This window comes from Methylobacterium sp. AMS5 (assembly GCF_001542815.1).
Taxonomy (GTDB): Bacteria; Pseudomonadota; Alphaproteobacteria; order Rhizobiales; family Beijerinckiaceae; genus Methylobacterium.
Genome location: NZ_CP006992.1, coordinates 4,341,701 through 4,359,765, shown reverse-complemented (window position 1 = coordinate 4,359,765; position 18,065 = coordinate 4,341,701). Strand labels below are relative to the sequence as shown.

General features: G+C 66.4%; 15 protein-coding genes and 1 pseudogene. 7 read left to right on the top strand and 9 right to left on the bottom strand.

What is annotated here, in order from left to right; genetic code table 11:
• Positions 1 to 35: 35 nt before the first annotated feature.
• From Y590_RS19540 to Y590_RS26595, 4 genes and pseudogenes are all read left to right on the top strand, one after another.
• Positions 36 to 2,366, top strand: a complete 2,331-nt coding sequence (locus tag Y590_RS19540; RefSeq protein ID WP_060771302.1) for a PAS domain-containing protein — start codon at positions 36 to 38, stop codon at positions 2,364 to 2,366.
• A gap of 677 nt (positions 2,367 to 3,043) precedes the next feature.
• Positions 3,044 to 3,532, top strand: a pseudogene (locus tag Y590_RS27605) (RNA-directed DNA polymerase); the annotation flags it as partial.
• 25 nt (positions 3,533 to 3,557) lie between these two features.
• Positions 3,558 to 4,312 (top strand): IS5 family transposase gene (locus Y590_RS25970; RefSeq protein ID WP_144440009.1). Its coding sequence is split into 2 segments (ribosomal slippage): positions 3,558 to 3,887 and positions 3,890 to 4,312, totalling 753 coding nucleotides; the frame shifts between segments, so codons are not numbered across the junction.
• 39 nt (positions 4,313 to 4,351) lie between these two features.
• Positions 4,352 to 5,236, top strand: a complete 885-nt coding sequence (locus tag Y590_RS26595) for a hypothetical protein (RefSeq protein ID WP_144440017.1) — start codon at positions 4,352 to 4,354, stop codon at positions 5,234 to 5,236.
• Between the two features lie 124 nt (positions 5,237 to 5,360).
• Here Y590_RS26595 and Y590_RS19530 read toward each other — a convergent pair whose 3' ends face one another.
• On the bottom strand, positions 5,361 to 6,920 hold the full coding sequence (locus tag Y590_RS19530) for a serine hydrolase (RefSeq protein WP_060771301.1): 1,560 nt from the start codon (positions 6,918 to 6,920) through the stop codon (positions 5,361 to 5,363).
• A gap of 311 nt (positions 6,921 to 7,231) precedes the next feature.
• Between Y590_RS19530 and Y590_RS19525 the strand changes: the two genes are divergently transcribed.
• The gene (locus tag Y590_RS19525; protein WP_060768287.1) at positions 7,232 to 8,044 is read left to right on the top strand and encodes an IS5 family transposase; all 813 of its coding nucleotides are present in this window, start codon (positions 7,232 to 7,234) and stop codon (positions 8,042 to 8,044) included.
• Between the two features lie 440 nt (positions 8,045 to 8,484).
• On the opposite strand, the gene Y590_RS19515 is transcribed toward Y590_RS19525, so the two are convergent.
• From Y590_RS19515 to mutM, 4 genes are all read right to left on the bottom strand, one after another.
• Positions 8,485 to 9,393 (bottom strand): NAD(P)/FAD-dependent oxidoreductase, encoded by a 909-nt coding sequence (locus Y590_RS19515; RefSeq protein WP_060771299.1) that lies wholly within the window; start codon positions 9,391 to 9,393, stop codon positions 8,485 to 8,487.
• Positions 9,383 to 9,847: an Rrf2 family transcriptional regulator gene (locus Y590_RS19510; RefSeq protein ID WP_060771298.1), complete on the bottom strand. Its 465-nt coding sequence runs from the start codon at positions 9,845 to 9,847 to the stop codon at positions 9,383 to 9,385. Before Y590_RS19510 ends, Y590_RS19515 begins: the two co-directional genes overlap by 11 nt.
• Before the next feature lie 145 nt (positions 9,848 to 9,992).
• The gene (locus tag Y590_RS19505; protein ID WP_060771297.1) at positions 9,993 to 10,208 is read right to left on the bottom strand and encodes a hypothetical protein; all 216 of its coding nucleotides are present in this window, start codon (positions 10,206 to 10,208) and stop codon (positions 9,993 to 9,995) included.
• Between the two features lie 223 nt (positions 10,209 to 10,431).
• Complete coding sequence (mutM, locus tag Y590_RS19500) at positions 10,432 to 11,331, bottom strand: bifunctional DNA-formamidopyrimidine glycosylase/DNA-(apurinic or apyrimidinic site) lyase (protein ID WP_060771296.1); 900 nt, start codon at positions 11,329 to 11,331, stop codon at positions 10,432 to 10,434.
• Positions 11,332 to 11,572: 241 nt separating this feature from the next.
• Here mutM and Y590_RS19495 point away from each other — a divergent pair, with 241 nt between their 5' ends.
• Complete coding sequence (locus Y590_RS19495; RefSeq protein ID WP_060771295.1) at positions 11,573 to 12,697, top strand: carboxylate-amine ligase; 1,125 nt, start codon at positions 11,573 to 11,575, stop codon at positions 12,695 to 12,697.
• Between the two features lie 6 nt (positions 12,698 to 12,703).
• Here Y590_RS19495 and Y590_RS19490 read toward each other — a convergent pair whose 3' ends face one another.
• The 4 genes from Y590_RS19490 to Y590_RS19475 all read right to left on the bottom strand — a co-directional run bounded on the left by Y590_RS19490 (position 12,704) and on the right by Y590_RS19475 (position 16,798).
• On the bottom strand, positions 12,704 to 13,606 hold the full coding sequence (locus Y590_RS19490) for a sulfite exporter TauE/SafE family protein (RefSeq protein ID WP_060771294.1): 903 nt from the start codon (positions 13,604 to 13,606) through the stop codon (positions 12,704 to 12,706).
• A 170-nt stretch (positions 13,607 to 13,776) separates the two neighbouring features.
• Complete coding sequence (gene der, locus Y590_RS19485; protein ID WP_060771293.1) at positions 13,777 to 15,117, bottom strand: ribosome biogenesis GTPase Der; 1,341 nt, start codon at positions 15,115 to 15,117, stop codon at positions 13,777 to 13,779.
• Between the two features lie 85 nt (positions 15,118 to 15,202).
• The gene (locus tag Y590_RS19480; protein WP_060771292.1) at positions 15,203 to 15,913 is read right to left on the bottom strand and encodes a tetratricopeptide repeat protein; all 711 of its coding nucleotides are present in this window, start codon (positions 15,911 to 15,913) and stop codon (positions 15,203 to 15,205) included.
• Between the two features lie 279 nt (positions 15,914 to 16,192).
• On the bottom strand, positions 16,193 to 16,798 hold the full coding sequence (locus Y590_RS19475) for an NnrU family protein (RefSeq protein ID WP_060771291.1): 606 nt from the start codon (positions 16,796 to 16,798) through the stop codon (positions 16,193 to 16,195).
• Positions 16,799 to 16,878: 80 nt separating this feature from the next.
• Between Y590_RS19475 and Y590_RS19470 the strand changes: the two genes are divergently transcribed.
• Positions 16,879 to 18,063, top strand: coding sequence for a hypothetical protein (locus Y590_RS19470; RefSeq protein WP_060771290.1), 1,185 nt, complete (start codon positions 16,879 to 16,881; stop codon positions 18,061 to 18,063).
• The last annotated feature ends 2 nt before the right edge of the window (positions 18,064 to 18,065 follow it).

Genomic DNA, 18,065 nt, shown 5'->3' with positions numbered 1-18,065 from the left:
CCTGCTGGCGGCGTGCTACATGTGCCCTCGTGAACATGACCGAAAGTCTTCCCTCTCCCGTGCCATCCGACGCCGAATCGGCGCGCTTTCGGATCGTGGAGCCGTTGCGGGCGGCGCAGGATCAACTCGCCCGCGTGCAGGATGCCGCCGGGATCGGTGTCTTCACCCTCGACCTGCGCGAGGGCGTGCTGCATCCGAGCCCTGCCTTCTGCCGCCTGCACGGCCTGGAGGTGCGTGAGCGATACGCCCTCGCCGCCCTCGCCGAGCGCTTCCCGGCGGAGGACATGGCGATCCCCTCGGGGGCGTCGTCCGAGGAGGCGGTCTACCGCGTCCGCGATTCCCGGACGGGAGCGTCGCGCTGGATTGCCCGCACCCTCGAGATCGAGCGCGATGCGGACGGCGCGGCCCTGCGGCTCGCGGGCGTGGTGCGGGACGTGACCGAGCAGCGGGCCCAGGGCACGGCGCTGGCCGAGAGCGAGCAGCACTACCGCACGCTGTTCGAGCAGATGGACGAGGGTTACTCCGTCATCGAGTTCATCGATGGCCCGCACGGCCCCCTGAGCGATTACGTCCACGTCACCGCCAACCGTGCTTACGCGCAGCATTCCGGCATCGAGGAGGTGGCGGGCAAACGCCTGCGCGAGATCGTCGGCGACGAGGCCGACGGCTGGCTCGCGCTCTACGGCGACGTCCTGCGCACCGGCCGGCCGATCCGCTTCCAGCGCGAGCTGGTCGCCACCGGGCGCTACCTCGAACTCGCCGCCTTCCGCATCGAGCCGCCGTCGCGCCGACAGGTCGCGGTGCTGTTCCAGGACATCACGGCCCGGCGACGCGTGGAGCACCTGCTCCATTCCAAGGCGGCCGACCTGGAGGCGGAGGTGGTGGCGCAGCGGCGCGACCGCGACCGCGTCTGGACGCTCTCGCCGGTCCTCAAGGTCGTGGCCACCCCCGACGGGCGGATCGAGGCGGTGAACCCCTCGTGGAGCCGGACGCTGGGCTGGTCGCCGGCCGAGACGGTGGGCCGCCACGTGCCCAACTTCTTCGCGCCCGAGGAGCGCGCCGCCGCCGAAGCGGCGCTGGAACGGCTCGCGGCCGGCGCCTCGACCGATCTCGAACTGACCTGCCTGACCAAGGACGGCGGCACCTGCCGGGTGCTGTGGACCATCGTGCCGGCCGACGGCCTGCTCTACGGCTTCGGCCGCGACATCACCGAGCAGCGCCACGCCGAGGAGGCCCTGCGCCAGTCGCAGAAGCTGGAGGCGGTGGGCCAGCTCACCGGGGGCGTGGCCCACGACTTCAACAACCTGCTCACCATCATCCGCTCCTCGGTCGAGTTCCTGCGCCGGCCCGACCTCGCGCCCGAGCGCAAGCGCCGCTACCTCGACGCGGTCTCCGACACGGTGGACCGGGCGGCGAAGCTGACGGGTCAACTCCTGGCCTTCGCCCGGCGGCAGGCGCTCAAGCCCGAGACCTTCGATGTCGGCGAGCGGCTGCGCAGCATTTCGGAGATGCTCGATTCGGTGACCGGCGCACGCATCCGCGTGGTGACCGATCTGCCCGGCGCCCCCTGCTTCGTGCGCGCCGATGCGAGCCAGTTCGAGACGGCTTTGGTCAACATGGCGGTCAACGCCCGCGACGCCATGGACGGCGAGGGCCGCCTGACCCTGCGCCTCGACGGCGCCGTACCGATGCCGCCGATCCGCGGCCATGCCGGCGCGGCCGGGCCCTTCGTCGCGGTCTCGGTCGTCGATACCGGCACCGGGATCGCCACCGCCGATTTGGGCCGCATCTTCGAGCCGTTCTTCACCACCAAGGAGGTCGGAAGGGGCACGGGGCTCGGCCTCTCCCAGGTGATCGGCTTTGCCAAGCAATCGGGCGGGGACGTGGACGTGTGGAGCCGCGCGGGCGAGGGCACCACCTTCACCCTCTACCTGCCCGAGGTCGCCGCCCCCCTCGAAGCCCCCGCCCCCGCCCGGCCGAGGCCGGATGCGGATGCCGAGGCGCATCTGCGGATCCTCGTGGTCGAGGACAACCTCGAAGTCGGCCGCTTCTGCACCCAGATCCTGGAGGAACTCGGCCACCAGCCGGTCTGGGCCGAGAACGCCGAGGCGGCCCTGGTCGAGCTGGAACGCACCGAGACGCCGTTCGAGGCGGTGTTTTCCGATGTCGTGATGCCCGGCATGGGCGGCATCGCGCTCGCCCGCATCCTGCGCGAGCGCTACCCCGATCTGCCGGTGGTCCTCACCTCCGGCTACAGCCACGTCCTGGCGCAGGACGACGCGCACGGGTTCGAGCTGCTGCGCAAGCCCTACTCGGCGGCGGAGCTGGGGCGGGTGCTGAAGGAGATGGCGGGGAGGATAAAGTAAAAATGTGAATACAATACTTCACTGCGGTATATAAAAACACTAACCAGCACGGCCTCTATTATTGACTAAAATGTGATTAAAATCGGGAGATTTACATTCAATTAGAAAGCATCGTATTTCAGGATAATTCAGAAAAATTTAACTACTTGAGGTATATCTTTCCAACAAATTTCAATTCCAGATCAGACTATGCGCTCCCCACGATTTTCGCTTCGACAGCCCGAACTTAAGGCAGTGTTTTCAGCCTCAAGTCTTCAACAGACCTGGAAACAAAAGGTTAGAGTTTCAATAAGAAAGTCGCCGGTTCCAGATCCGATTGAACACTTAGATTTTCACGTTAATTCGTACGCCGAATGCCTTAGACTTGAACGGCTAGTGTGTGAAGGGAGCTACCAGCCAGCACCTGCACGGCGTTTATTGATGGAAAAATCGAAGGGGTTATGCCGACAGATCACAATCCCATCTCTTCAAGATAATATTATTCTCCAACGACTCTCTGATGCCTTGTACTCAGAAATACATGGGAAAGCTCCATCAAAACGAGCCTTTTTCGAACCAGAGGATCATAAATTTTCCAACAATAAGAAGGAAGATAAAGGAGCCCCCAATTATGGAAGCTTTAGATCATGGATTAACTTTCAATGTGCATTACTTAATTTTACAAAAACCGAAAATACGTAATTGTTACTGATGTTGCTAACTATTATGATTCTATCAGCTATACCCACCTAAGAAATATTCTTTCTAGCCAAATAAGTGTGCGAGAAGTAGTTTTAGATACTTTAATTTTCATTTTATCGTCGCTGCTATGGCAACCAGACTATATGCCGCGCATAGAGACGGGGCTACCACAAATCAATATTGATGCCCCAAGAATTCTTGCTCATTGTTTTCTATATGAACTCGATGAATATCTAGAAAAAAGAAAATGCGATTTTGTCAGATATATGGATGATATCGATATTGGCGTCGATAGTATTGTCGAGGCTCGAAGAATATTGCGGGACATAGACCTGATTCTTCAGACCCGGCAGGTTAGGCTTAACTCTGGCAAAACAAAGATTCTCACCAGTGAACAGGCCTTAGATCATTTTCGAGCTCGAGAAAATTATTTCTTGGACCTTGGCTCTGGACCCATAAATTTGGCTTGGCAGGAGTGTCCGTGATTCCTTTGTGATGAAGGAGGACCGGATGGACGAGTTTTGGCTGACGGACGCACAGTTTGCGAAGATTGAGCCGCACTTGCCGACAGATACGCGAGGCAAGGATCGCGTCGATGACCGTCGGGTGATCAGCGGCATCATCCACGTGCTGAAGTCGGGCGGGCGTTGGGCGGATGCGCCACGCGAGGTTTATGGTCCAAGAAAGACGCTCTACAATCGCTTCGTGCGGTGGGCGGCCAAGGGGGTCTGGACCGATCTGTTCGAGACCCTGGCCAAGGCTGGCGGCCCACCCTCGCAGGTGCTCATCGATTCCTCGGCCGTGAAGGCGCATCGCTGCGCATCCGGCGGAAAAGGGGGGAGCATAATCAGGCCATCGGCCGTTCGCGGGGCGGGCGCACGACCAAAATCCATGCGCTCACCGACCGGTTCTGCCGCCCGCTTGCTTTCCTGCTGACAGGCGGACAGGTCGCGGACTGCAAGGCAGGAGCCTTACTCCTCGAGCGTTCGCCCCGGTGCCGCATCCTGCTCGCCGACAAAGGCTACGACAGCGACGCCATCCGTCGGCAGATCGAGGCGACGGGAGCCGCCCCCAACATCCCGCCGAAATCCAATCGGCGCTGGAAGCCGTGCTTCTCGCCAGTCCTCTACAAAGGCCGCAACGCCATCGAGCGTATGTTCGGTCGCATCAAGGACTTCCGTCGCGTTGCCACACGATACGACAGGCTCGCAACCAACTATCTCGCCGCCGTCTCCATCGCAGCCACCGTCAGCTATTGGTTATGAGTCCAGAGCCTTGTATTTTCCCGCATCGAAAGAAAATCTATGCTCGGCTTGCCCGCATTACTTGAAAGAAAGATTTTCGAAAAGACATTCCCAAAATTGTACACGAGGGGGGCATTTGACACCGGAGCGGGAGAGAAAATACTAAAGCGTTCACTGACGCTAGCTAGAAAAACCGGCTCCAACATAAATCCTCACACTCTTGAAGATATATTTTACGCACGCCCAAGCTGCCGAGAAAATGTACTTTCGTACGAAACCCAAAGAATTACACGTGCAAAAAAATTCAATCGAATGTGCTCTTATGCAATGGACTCAAGGCTTGTCGATGAAATTTCTATATTAAGCAGCATCGAAGCACTAGTAGATGCTCGCTCATCACGATCGACCCTTGTTGATGATTCAATATCTAAATTTAACAAGCACTTTCTTTCACAAAAATCCGCGGTAGGGGTGTATGGTCTGTTTTGGTTTTGGTCCAAGTACAACAACGCGCGTTCACTCATTGAACATCTCAGGTTGACTTTTGATGTTTGGCGTGCAGACGCAATGTTGGGACGATTAGTCGGAGGACTGACACCTGTCATAAAAATGGGCGGTCTCGAAGACGACCTTCGAAAATTACTAGACAATGCCCGAAATTCAGATGCCTACAATGTTTGGGGCTTTCATCAAGATTTGATGAGCGATGTAAAGGCCTACGCCGCCATAAAAAATATCATTTCGGTGCCAAATCCAACAAAGCCTCTTGGTATCACACATCCGAAGCTGCTGATGTTATTGAGTGTTTCTCAAAACAAATTGTGCTCGCCTGCAGACAAGCTAAAGCTAATAAACACTCATTCTAAAGATAGAACCGATCCGTACTACCGGCATCGAATGGCCTTAGCTTTACCCACAGATCTTAGGGAACAAGTTTTCCTTTAGATAGTGCGTTCGCGGCGATTTATCATACCACTACAATTGGCGGCGTACTCGGCATCCATCCCGAGAGCGCCTTCCGACGAAGCGGACCGCGCCCGGCCGCTGGCGCAGCCTCGCGCCTCGGCGCTCACTCGCTCGACCGATCGAGGGTGCCGAGACCGTTCGCGTTCAGCGCGTCGAGCGTCACCGCATCGGCCTTGCCCCCGCTTCCGATCGCGAAACGGATCGCCGACGGATTGTCCGGCGCCTCCGCATCCGGAAAGCAGAGGAAGAGATCGCGATCGAAGTGGCGCAGCGGATAGGTCCGCGCCCCGCCGGGCCCGACCGTGAGGGTCAGGCGGCCGTCGATCTGCGCCACCTCGGCATTGCCGACATACGCGTTGGCGTAACGCCCCGTATAGGCCGACAGGGGGAGCGACGCCGAGGCGTTCGCAGGCGGCCGGCCGTAGACGGCGCGGTTCGCCGACGCGCTCGGCCCGAACAGGCTCGTGTACGCTTCGCCCCAATCCTTCAGCCAATCCTTGCGGATCCGGCCGTCGAAGACGAGGTCCGCGAAGCTGTCGGCCAATCCCTCCGGGACGCCGGACGGGAAGGCGTTCGTCAGCAGGACGATACCGAGCTTTGCCTCCGGATGGATCGAGACGAGGGTCTGCGCGCCGACGCTGAAGGCGCCGGCATGGCCCCAGACGAGGCCGTGGCGGCCGTACTCGATGTTCCAGCCCAGGCCGTAGAAGGAGGCGCCTCCGGTCACGGGATTGGTGCCGCGTGCCGTGAGCGGCACATGCGTCTGAGCGAGGGCCGCGCCGGCAACGCGTTGCGTGCCCTCGAACAGGCCGTTTCCGATTTCGAGCCGCACCCAGAGGGCGAGGTCGCGGACATTCGAGCTGACGCCGCCGGCCGGCGCCTGCGCGTCGGGATCGCGTTCGGTCCCGGCCGTCCAGACGCCGTCGCGCCTGACATGGAGTGCGGCCCGGTCGGCGCGCGTCAGGAAGGCGTCATGCCGCGTGCTCGTGGAGGTCATCCCCAGCGGGCCGAACAGCTTTTCTTGAGCCACGACATCCCACGGCTTGCCGGTCGGCCTCGCGGCGGCCACGGCCCCCTCGGTGAAACCGAAATTGCTGTAGGCGTAGCCCGCCCGGAAGCTGGAGGACGGCGGCACGAGGCGCAACCTGCGGAGGATGTCGTCGCGAGCGTATCCGATCCCTTCGAGGTCGTCGCCGGCGCTGCCCGGCAACCCGCTGCGGTGGTTGAGAAAATCGCGCACCGTCACCTGCGAGGCCGGATAGGGCTCGTGAAGCCGGAAGCCGGGGTCGAGATCGGCGACGCGCGAATCCCAGCCGACGACACCCTCGCCCACGAGGGCGGCCACCACGGTCGAGGTGACGGGCTTGGACAGGGACGCGATCTGAAACACCGTCTCCGGCCCGACCAAGTCGGGCTTTCCGATTTCCCTGCGGCCGAAGCCTTTCAGGAAGAGGGTCTCGTCGCCGTAGACGATCGCGATCGCGAGACCCGGCACGTCGCCCGCATCGATGGCCTGCTGCGCCAGCGCTTCGAGGGCCGGCAAACGCGCCTCGACCTGCGCACGGGTGACGGCTTGGCCGAACGCGCTTCCGGAACAGCCCGAGATGACGCCGAGCGTGAGACAGACTTGCGCGATGCGCGGATGGGATCGAAGCCGCTGCATCTGATCGTCGATCCCATCAAGGACGGCTCGGGCAAAGAGAATCGCGCCGAGGCCGCCCCCAAATTGATCGCCGCGACTAGCGCTGACAAGGCGAAATCAGTTGGTTAGGCGGGAGGGGGATCGAACTGGATTTGGGCCGTCTCGGAGAAAAACAACGGTTTCTGTAATCGGGCCTCTGCCATTGAGGGGTGCTATGTAAGCACGTTTGCAGGAAGATCAGCTTAGAGCCCGTCCGATAACGTCCGGCAGGGGTTGAGTGGCCGGAATGGCGGTGATTCCAGAAGGGTGCTGAAGCCTCATCTGGACGTGCCATGTGGACCCCGACCACTCGCCGGCAGCATAACCGTGCGCGCCTTCGATACGAAACCGACCTGACGGATACGGAATGGGCGGTGATCGCGCCCATGATGCCAGAGCCCGCCTCGCGTGGTCGTCCGCCTGTCTGGACGATGCGGGAGGTCCTGAACGCGATCTTCTACGTGCTGCGCGGCGGCATCGCATGGCGGTTGATCCCAAAGGATCTCCCTCCGCGCAGCACGACGTTCGGCTACTTCAGCCGCTGGCGGGACGAGGGATTGTTCGGGCGGATCAACCACGCCCTGGTCATGGCCGACCGGGAGCGGGCCGGTCGCGAGGCCTCGCCGACGGCGGCCGTGCTCGACAGCCAGAGCGTGAAGACCACCGAGAGCGGCGGCCCGCGCGGCTACGACGCTGGAAAGAAGGTCAAGGGCCGCAAGCGTCAGGCCCTGGTCGACACGGACGGGCGCGCCCTCGTGCTCGATCCGCAGACCGCCGACATTCAGGATCGCGATGGGGCTGGACCGGTGCTGCGCCTGTCGCGGCGGACCTTCCCGTTCATCGTCAGAGCTTTCGCCGATGCAGGCTATGCCGGCGACAGACCCGCGACCGCCACCGTCATCACCATCGACATCGTGCGCAAACCGAAGGATCAGGTCGGCTTCGCCGTGCATCCACGCCGATGGGTGGTGGAACGCTTCTTCGGATGGATCAGCCGCAACCGACGCCTCTGGAAGGACCCGGAAGCGACCCTCGCCTCGGCCCAGGCCTTCCTCTACGCCGCCGCCGTCATGATCCTCGTCCGAAGGCTCGGGCGAGCATCATGACTTATCGGACGGACTCTTAGAGTGGGAAGCGGCACGGGCTCGCTCGGAGGGATAATGAGATTGAGCCGCACAGGATTTGCGTTCTGCGCAATGTATATGTCCGCATCTATAGCGATCTTGACTTACGCAAGCAGCATCACGGGAGATCCAAAGGGCACGTTTGTGCTTATGCAGATCCCCATTGTTTTCGCCCATGCTGCTGCCTTGAAGCTTGGTCTTCTCCCACTCATGGCTTCGCTGCCGAACATAGTGGTGTGGGCGTTGCTGTTTCTACCAACGCTAGCGGTCATCTATGGCATCGGCTGGGTTGTGGGGCTGTTCTTCGAAGCCCTTAGGCCGCGCGCATAATCTGCACGATGGCCTCGGCCGACGTGGAAGAATGGCCGAGAACGGTCGGGCGTTTGCATTCCCCGGTCTCGCTGAAGGCGCGACCGGCTCCCTCACGCCGCCAGGCGCGGAAACACCAGCGTCTGATGCAGGGCCACGCCGGCGGTCACGCCGTCGGCGGACGCCCAGGCCACGCTGTGCGGAGACCGTGCCGCGTCCCCGGCCGCGTAGACACCGGGAACCGTCGTCTCCTTCATCGCGTCGGTGCGGATCACCGGTCCGAGCATGCCCTCGTCCACGGCGCAGCCGAGTTGTTCGGCGAGCGGGCTGTTCAGGCGGTAGCGGGGGCCGACGAAGAGGGCCTCCAGCGGGAGCGTCCGGCCATCCGCCAGGACGAGTGCCGAGAGGGCCCGCCCCTCGCCCGCAAGCGCCCGGATCGGCCCGGGTTCGATTCCGACGTTGCGGGCGGCGAGCCGGGCGCAGGCCTCCGCATCGGGCGCCGGGTGTCCGTTCAGGAAGAGCGTGGTCGGGCCCCATTCCGCGACCAGTTCGGCCTGATGGACCGATACGGCGCCGGCCGACAGCACGCCGAGGACGCGCCCGGAAAACTCGAAGCCGTGGCAATAGGGGCAGTGCAGCACGCTCGCGCCCCAGCGCTCCGCCAGACCGGGAAGATCGGGCAGGATATCGCTGATGCCGAAGGCAAGGACGAGCTTGGACGCCGCGAGGCGCTGTCCCCCGGCCAGCGAGACGGCAAAGCCGTCGCCTGCGGCTCGCGCCGACACCGCCTCCCCCGTGACGAAGGTGGCGTTCGGGTAGCCCGCGAGTTGCGCGCGGGCCGTCGCGATCATCGCCAGCGGATTCTCGCCGTCCTGCGCGAAGACGCCGTGCGAGGCGGCGGCAAACCGGTTGCGGGGCGCGCCGGCATCGACGACGCAGACCTTCCGGCGCCCTCGGGCGATGTAGAGCGCCGCGGAGAGGCCGGCGAAGCTGCCGCCGACGATGATCGCATCATACCGCATGGGCCGTCTCCGGGTTGAAGTCGCCGCCGCGCGCCGCGAGGCGGGCATGGAAGTCGGCGCTGAGCGCGGCCAGCGTGATCCGCCCGAGCTGCGCCATTAGAAGCGCCTCCGCCTCGCGGAAGCTCTCGTCCATGGCGGCATTGACCGCCTGTTCGACGAGGCAGCCGGGCGCCTCGCTGCGGTTGCCCATGGCGAAGATTTCGGGGGCGCCGAGCGCGTCGTAGATGTCGCGCAGGGTGACGGCCCCGAAATCGCAGGCGATCCGCCAGCCGCCGCCATGCCCCTTCTCCGAGCGGACGTAACCCCGGTCGCGCAGGCCCGCCATGATGCGACGGACCACGACGGGATTGGTCTGCATCACGCCGGCCAGGAACTCGGAGGTCACCGGCCCCTCGATCTCGGCCATGTGCAGAAGCACGTGGAGGACGCCCGAAAGCTTGCTGTCCCGTCTCATGTAACTTTACATGTTTCATGAGACGGCAGCTGTCAAGCGCGTCGTGCGGCAGGCCCCGAACGCAAGAAGGCCCGCCTCCCGGCGAGCCTTCCTCCTGTCATGCCGCCCGATCACCGAGCGGGCGATGTCGGAAATCCCCTGAGAACTACGGCTGCCCGGCGGGCTTGTTGGTCGCGGGCGGGTTGGTCGGCGCCGTGGTCTGGCCGGCGGCCGGCGGGGTTGCGGGCGGCGTCGCGGGGGCGGTGGTCGTGGTGTTGGCCGGAGGCGTGGTCGTGCCCGTGGTGTCCTTCTTCTCGTCCTTGCAGGCTGCGAGGCCGAGGGCGAGCAGGCCGAGAACCGGGATCAGCTTGATGGCGCGCATGGTGTTCCTCCGTATCGTTGGGCCCCTCCACGCGCCGCCGCGGGCGGCCGGCGCATCGGACAGGGCACAGACGGTCTTTGCCGTGCTGTGGCAAAGCTGAGAACGCGTTGCGGCCCCGAACCGTTCAACATTCGCGTGGGCAGTCACCCAAAGAATGGGGGATGAGCGCCGAATTTCAGGTCGACATAAGCGGGATGAAATCGGAGGCCCCGCCGTTCAGACCTTACCGGACCGGCAAAACCTGGCAGGTTTCGCAGAAGAAGGTCGAGCGTCCGCCCTGCACGATCCGGCCGACCCGGCCCGTACAGCCCTTGGTCGGGCAGGCATGGCCCACCCGGTCGTAGACGCGGAAGCCGTGCTGGAAGGCGCCGCGCTCCCCGTCCGGCCGGGCGTAGTCGCGCAAGGTGGAGCCGCCGGCCGCCACCGCCTCGCTCAGCACCGCCTTGATCTCCTTGACGAGTGTCTTCGCCTTTGGTGCCGGCGAACCGTCGGGCTTGGCGAGCGCGCCTGCCGGCAAGGCCGGGTGGAGGCCCGAGCGGTGCAGCGCCTCGCAGACATAGATGTTGCCCAGACCCGCGATCAGGCGCTGGTCGAGGAGTGCTGCCTTCAGCGGCGTGATCTTTTTGGCGAACAGGCGCGCGAGCCGGGGCGCGTCGAGGGCGTCGGAGAGGGGCTCGACGCCCATGCTGGCGAAGTGGCGGCAGGTCTCGAGGTCGCGCGTGGCCACGAGGTCCATGAAGCCGAAGCGGCGGGCGTCGTTGTAGGTGACGGTGGCGCCGTTGGCGAAGGCCATCACCACGTGGTCGTGCTTGGGGGTACCGAGCGCCCCTTCGAGGTAGAAGTCGCCCGGCGAGAGGTTCGAGCCGTCGGGCAGGCGCACATCGAAGCGCCCGCTCATGCCGAGATGCAGGATCAGGCTCTCGCCGGAATCGAGATGCGCCGTGAGGTACTTGGCCCGGCGCGCCAGTTCCAGCACCGTGGTGCCCTCCAGCCGCTCGGCGAAGCGCTCGGGGAAGGGGAAGCGCAGGTTCGGCCGACGCAGGGTGACGCGGGCGACGCGCGCCCCGACCATCGCGGGGGCGAGCCCCCGGCGCACGGTCTCGACTTCGGGCAGTTCGGGCATGGTCGTGGGAGAGAAGCGGCGGCGGGAAAGAAAGCTGTAGCGCCCTCCCCGCCCCCGGCGCGAGCCCCGCCGGCCCGTGCCGGGCGGCCACGGTGTCGCGCTGGCCGCCGGGCCTCCCCCGGGAACCGTTCTCGGGGCTCACGGCTTGCTCCCGGCCAAGGTCCTTTCGGTGCGCCTCTCTGGCTGGAGCGGCCTCCCCTCCGGTGAGAGCGGGTCGGCCGGTCGTCGGAGTCAGCACGGCATGAGCGCCCACCCCTACCGGTTCGGGATCGAGGAAGAGTATTTCCTTGCCGACGCCGAGACCCGCGGCACGCCGCGCCGCTCGGTCAAGCCGTTCCATCAGGCGGCCGGCGAGCGGCTGCCCGAGATCGGGCGCGAGCTGCTGCAATGTCAGGTCGAGGTCTGCACCCCGCCCTCCACGGCGTTCCCGGCCGCCCACGCCGCGCTGCGGGAGCAGCGGCAGGCCTTGGCGGATCTGGGCCGCGAGCACGGGCTCCTCGTCTTCGCCGCCGGCACACACCCCATCGCCGACTGGGCGCGGCAATTGCCGACCAAGGGCGACCGCTATCGCGGTATCCTGCGCGACGTGGGCCTCGCCGGGCGGCGCAGCCTGATCTGCGGCATGCACGTCCATGTCGAGGTCGCCGACCCCGACCGGCGCGTCGCGCTGATGGACCGGCTGCTGCCGTTCCAGCCGCTGCTGTTCGCCCTCTCCGCCTCCTCGCCGTTCTGGCAGGGCAAGCCGACGGGGCTCGCCGCCTACCGCCTCAGCGCCTTCGGCGAACTGCCGCGCACCGGCCTGCCCGACCTGATGGGCGATGCGGAGGCTTACACGCGCTACGTGCGCATCATGACCAATGCCGGCTCGATCCAGGATGCGAGCTTCCTGTGGTGGTCCCTGCGCCCCTCGATCAAGTTCCCGACGCTCGAACTGCGCATCGCCGATTCCTGCACCCGGCTCGCCGACGCCATTGCGGTGGCGGCCCTGTTCCGCTGCCTCGTGCGGCTGGTGGAGCGCCGGCCCGACATCAATGCCGGGCTCACCGGCGTCTCGCGGGCGATCGCGGCGGAGAACCTGTGGCGGGCCCAGCGCAGCGGGGTCGAGGCCGAGCTGATCGACGAGGCATCCGAGCAGGCCTTCCCCTTCGACGCCGCCCTCGACACGCTGCTCTCGCTGATCGCGGAGGATGCCGAGGCCCTGGGCTGCACCGAAGAGGTGGCCGACGCCCGCCGCATCCTGCGCGAAGGCACCAGTGCCGACCGGCAGATCGCCGCGTTCGAGGGCACCCGCGGCGGCGACACCAGCAACCGCCAAGCCCTCGACGCGGTGGTGGACTGGCTCGCCGAGACCACGCGGGCGGGGTGAGGGACGTTAACCGAACAGACCCGCGAGGCTCACGAGACTGAGACCCGTGATCAGGAGCCCCACCACGACCATCAGCCCCCGCGCCGGGATCACCCGCACCAGCAGGGCGGCGATGGGTGCTGCGAACAGCCCGCCGAGGACGAGGCCGGCGATGGTGGTCCAGTGGGTCAGCCCGCCGAGCAGGGTGAAGGACAACCCACTCGCCACCGCGACGAAGAACTCCGCTGCGTTGACCGAGCCGATCGAGGTGCGCGGATCCTGCCCGCGGCCGACCAGCGATGTCGTCACCACCGGTCCCCATCCGCCGCCGCCGATCGCATCGACGAAGCCGCCGCCGAGCGCCAGCGGCACCACGGCACGCGGCGGCTCGTGGCTGACCTTCACGGCCCGGAACGCCCTCGACAGGACGTAGAGCCCCATCAGGAGCAGGTAGACCGAGACGAACGGCTTGATCGCCTCGCCATCGACCGAGGTGAGGAGATAGCCGCCTGCCACCGCGCCGATCACGCCGGGGATCAGCAGGCGCCGGAACAGCGGCCCGTCCACATTGCCGAGCCGCCAGTGCGAGACGCCGGAGAAGGCGGTGGTGAAGATCTCGGCGACGTGCACGGAGGCCGAGGCCGCCGCCGGCGGCACCCCGGTGGAGAGCAGGAAGGTCGTCGAGGTGATGCCGTAGGCCATGCCGAGCGCGCCATCGACGGTCTGCGCCGCGAGCCCGACCGCCGCCGCGGTCCAGAAACCGCGGCTCGTCAGCCCGTCGCGGACCGCCTGGACGGTGCCGGCATCGGCGAGCGTCGCGAACAGGGCTGCGGCGGCGACCACAAGGAGGCCCGCGAGCCCGACCAGGGCGAGCGTGCGCGGCTCGACGCGCTTTGCCGGCCGCGCGGCGGCGGAGGACGATCCGGCCATCGGGAAACGATCCATGCGAGAAGGAGCCGACAGGCTAAGGACTTGGACAGGTCGAGCAAGGGAGCGGACTTCCCAAGTTCAACGCGCGCCGAGGCCCAAACTCTCCGTCGCTCCCCTGCGGGGGAAGGTCCTTTCCCGGGAACCGCGCTTCTCCAGATTTGCCGGCCGGATCAGCCCTTCTCGAACGGGTTCTTCGTCGTGCGCAGGGACAGCCGGATCGGCGCGCCGGGCAGGTCGAAGGCTTCGCGCAGGCCGTTGACGAGGTAGCGGGTGTAGGATTTCGGCAGGGCGTCGAGCTGGTTGCCGAACAGGGCGAAGTGCGGCGGGCGGCTCTTCACCTGGGTGGCGTAGCGGATCTTGATGCGCCGGCCGGAGACCGCGGGCGGCGGGTTGCGCTGCGTCGCGTCGGTGAGCCACGCATTGATCCGCGCCGTCGAGACGCGCCGGCTCCACACCTCGGAGGCATCGACCACGGCCTGCATCAGCTTGTCGATGCCGTCGCCGGCAAGCCCCGAGAGCGGCACCACCGAGACGCCGCGCACCTGCGGCAACAGGCGGGTGCAGTCTTCCCGGAGGGTCTTGAGCAGGCCCGGCTGGTCGGCGACGAGATCCCACTTGTTGAGGCCGATCACCAGGGCGCGGCCCTCGCTCTCGACGAGATCGACGATGGTGAGATCCTGCTTCTCGAACGGGATCGTCGCATCGAGGAGCACGACCACGACCTCGGCGAAGCGCACGGCGCGCAGGCCGTCGGAGACCGCGAGCTTCTCCAGCTTGTCGTCGATGCGCGCCCGGCGGCGCATGCCGGCGGTGTCGTGCAGCTTGATCCGGCGCCCGCGCCACTCCCAGTCGAGGGAGATCGAATCGCGGGTGATGCCGGCCTCGGGGCCGACCAGCAGGCGGTCCTCGCCGATCATCCGGTTGATCAGGGTGGACTTGCCGGCATTCGGCCGCCCGACGATGGCGACGCGCAGGCCCTTGCCGCCCTCCCCGTCCTCGTCCTCCTCGTCGGGTTCGGGCAGAACCTCGCGCAGGGCATCCTGCAACGAGCCCAGGCCCTCGCCGTGCTCGGCGGAGAACGGGATCGGATCGCCGAGCCCCAGCGAGAACGCATCGTAGGCCCCGGCCATGCCGGCGCCGCCCTCGGCCTTGTTGGCGATGAGGATGACGGGGCAGCCGGCGCGGCGCACCAGTTCGGCGAAGGGCCGGTCGGACGGCAGGACGCCGGCGCGGGCGTCGATGACGAACAGCACCGCGTCGGCTTCGAGAATGGCGGCCTCGGTCTGGGCGCGCATGCGGCCGAGCAGCGAGTCGGCGTCCGCCTCTTCGAGGCCCGCGGTGTCGATGACGCGGAAGGCGACGTCGCCGATGAAGCCCTCGCCCTCGCGGCGGTCGCGGGTCACGCCGGGGCGGTCATCCACCAGGGCGAGCTTGCGCCCGACCAGCCGGTTGAACAGGGTCGACTTGCCGACATTCGGGCGTCCGACGATCGCGACGGTCGGCAGATCCATGGGAAACAACAGTCTCGTCAGGCGCGCGGGCGAGAGGGCCCGACGCGCATCATCGTTACGAAGATAGGCGGTTCCGGCCGCGCCGTCAGCGGGTGATCGGCGGCGGGGCGGCGTTCTCGGGCTTGGCTTCCGTCACGGTGACGGCGCCACCGGCCACAAGCGCTTGGTAGATCTCGACCCGCTGACGCAGGCTCTGGGGCGTCTCGCCGTCGGCGCTGATCTGATCGAACCAGCGGCCGGCGCCCTCGATGTCGCCGCGCTTGAGCGCCGTCAGGCCGAGCATCTCGCGGGCGGTGTGGCGGAAGGCGTTGGTCGGGGCGGCAAGCCCCTGGAGGCCGGTCAGCGCCGCATTCGGATCGGTGCCGTCGAGGCGCAGCAGCGCCGCGCGCAGGCGGGCGAGGTCGCGCAGGGCATCGCCGATGCCGGTGTCGGCGGCGAGCTTGTCGTAGGCGTCCGCTCCGGCGGTCGCATCGCGCTTGGCCGCCTCGGCGGCGAGGCGGAAGCGGGCGAGCAGGGCGTAGCCCCCCGGCCCGTCGGCTTGGATCGCGGCGAAGTCGCGGTCAGCCTCCTCCGCCTTGCCGTCCTTGGCGAGGCGGTTGGCCTTGTCGAAACGCTCGGAGGCCGCCTCGGCGCGGGTGCGCTCGGCATGGCGCCAGTAATTGTAGCCGCCGACGCCGGCCACGAGGAGGACCGCCAGGGTGATGATCAGCGCATTGTAGCGCTTCCAGATGTTGGCGATCTGGTCGCGGCGGTAATCCTCGTCGACCTCGCGGATGAACTCGTTGTTCTCGGCCATGACAAATCCGGGCGCTCCTCGCGGAGCGCGCTCGCCTCGCTCGTCGTCGTATCGAGGGCGCCTAGCACAGCGCCCCCGCTTTGGCGAATAGGGGGCTCAAGTCTGTCAGGGCCATCGCTCGAAGCCGCTTGAGCGGCTTCGCGGCGCGAAGAGCGCTGCGCGGAGCGGGCTTTAGCCTCGGAAAGCATCGAGCGGAGCGACAGCCTGAGGTCGCGGAGGCGACCGCCGGCGCTTGAGGCCGGAGTCAAACCAGGGTGATCGCTTCGAGCGATCGCCCTGTCAGGCCTGTCCCGGCCAGGCGGCGACGCCGATGAGCAGCGGGTGCAGGTACTTGCCGAACACGAACCACGCGATGACCCCGACGACCACGGCGATGGCGTCGTTGCGCCAGCCGGCCGGCGCGGCCTGCCCGCCATGCTGCTGCGCCACCTGCCCCGCCGTCAGCGCGCGGCGCTTGGCGCTGATGCGGGCGGCGACCGCCCAGGCGAGGAAGGAGCCGAACAGCAGGATCGAGCCGAGATCGCCGTTGGCCAAGAGGTGGGCGGTCGCCCAGATCTTCACGGACAGCAGCATCGGGTGCTTGAGCCGGGCGCGGAGATGGCCGGGCAGGTAGGTCGCCGCGAGGCTGATGAAGGCGAACAGCGTCAACAGCACCGCGAGATGCCGGGTCCAGAGCGGCGGCGACCAGACCGGGATCATGCCCTCCTGCCGGTAGAGGCCGTAGCCGTAGACGGTCAGGATCAGGCCGAGCACCGAGAGCAGGGTGTAACCGAGCTTGAACCGGCCCTCGCCCACTCGCCCGATCACCTCCGCGCGTTTGGCCCGGGCCATGGAGAAGGCGTGCGTGCCGAGAAACAGCACGAGGCCGAGGATCATAACCAGCATGGGGCATGCCTGTGGACGGCGCTCGCTCCGGCGGATGCGGACAAGCTCCCTGTAACGGTTCAAAACGCAATCCTTTGGCGATGTCCAGACTGACTCGCCCCCTCGTCGCAGCGCTCGCGCTCTCCTGCGGCTCCGTGCCGCCGGCCCACGCCGCCGCGGAACCGCCGCTCTCGGCGCTGACCCTGACGGGGCCGGAGCGGACGCTGTTCTCCGCCACCCGCGATGCCTGCGACGGCGCCGACGTGCCCGATGCGCCCACCCGCGCCTTCCGCGACGCGTCAGGTCAGATCGCTGTCTTCGGCCTGCACTTCCGCAACCGGGCCCTGCGCGGCCCCGACCTCGACAGCCTGAAGATCGATTGCCGCGTGGTGCTCGATTCCGGCGAGAAGCCCGACCCGGCGCTCTACGACGACCGCTCGTGGATCACCGCCACCTGGACCGAGGACGGGACCCGCATCGCCGCCCTCCTCCACCACGAGTATCAGGCCAACGAGCATGAGGGCCGCTGCCGCTCCAAGGTCTACATGGAGTGCTGGTACAACACGGTCACCGCGGCCTTCTCCCGCGATGGCGGTCGGAGCTTTTCCCGCGCGGCGCCGCCCGTTGTGGTGGCGGGCGCGCCGTTCCGGCAGGAGGAGGGCCAGGGCCGGCACCGGGGCTTCTTCAACCCCTCCAATATCTTCGGCGAGGGGCGCTTCCGCTACTTCCTCGCCTCGACCACGGGCTGGGACCGATCGGGCAGCGATCAGGCGGCGGGCGTCTGCCTGTTCCGCACCGAGCGGCCGGACGATCCGGCGAGCTGGCGCGCCTGGACCGGCACCGGCTTCACCGCCGCCTTTCCCGACCCCTACCGCAAGGCGGTCAAACTCGCCGACACCTGCCGGCCGGTCGGGCCGTTCCCCGCCCCCGTCGGCGCGGTGGTGCGCCACCGCGGCACGGGCGCCTGGATCGCCGTGTTCATGGCGGCCAAGGGCGGCGCGTTTCCGGAATCGGGCTTCTATTGGAGCACGTCGCGCGACCTGCTGACCTGGGACGTGCCGCGTCTGCTGATCGCCGGGGCCACGCTCTACGACGATCCCTGCAAGGCCGGGGGCCGGCTGATCGCCTACCCGTCGCTGCTCGATCCGGGGGCCAAGGGGCGCAACTTCGACGATGTCGGCGAAGGCGCGCTCCTGACCTTCGCGACCCTTCGCCTTGAGGGCTGCGCCATCACCTCCGACCGCGACCTCGTGCGGCGGCCGGTGGCGATCAAGGTCTGGCCGTGAGC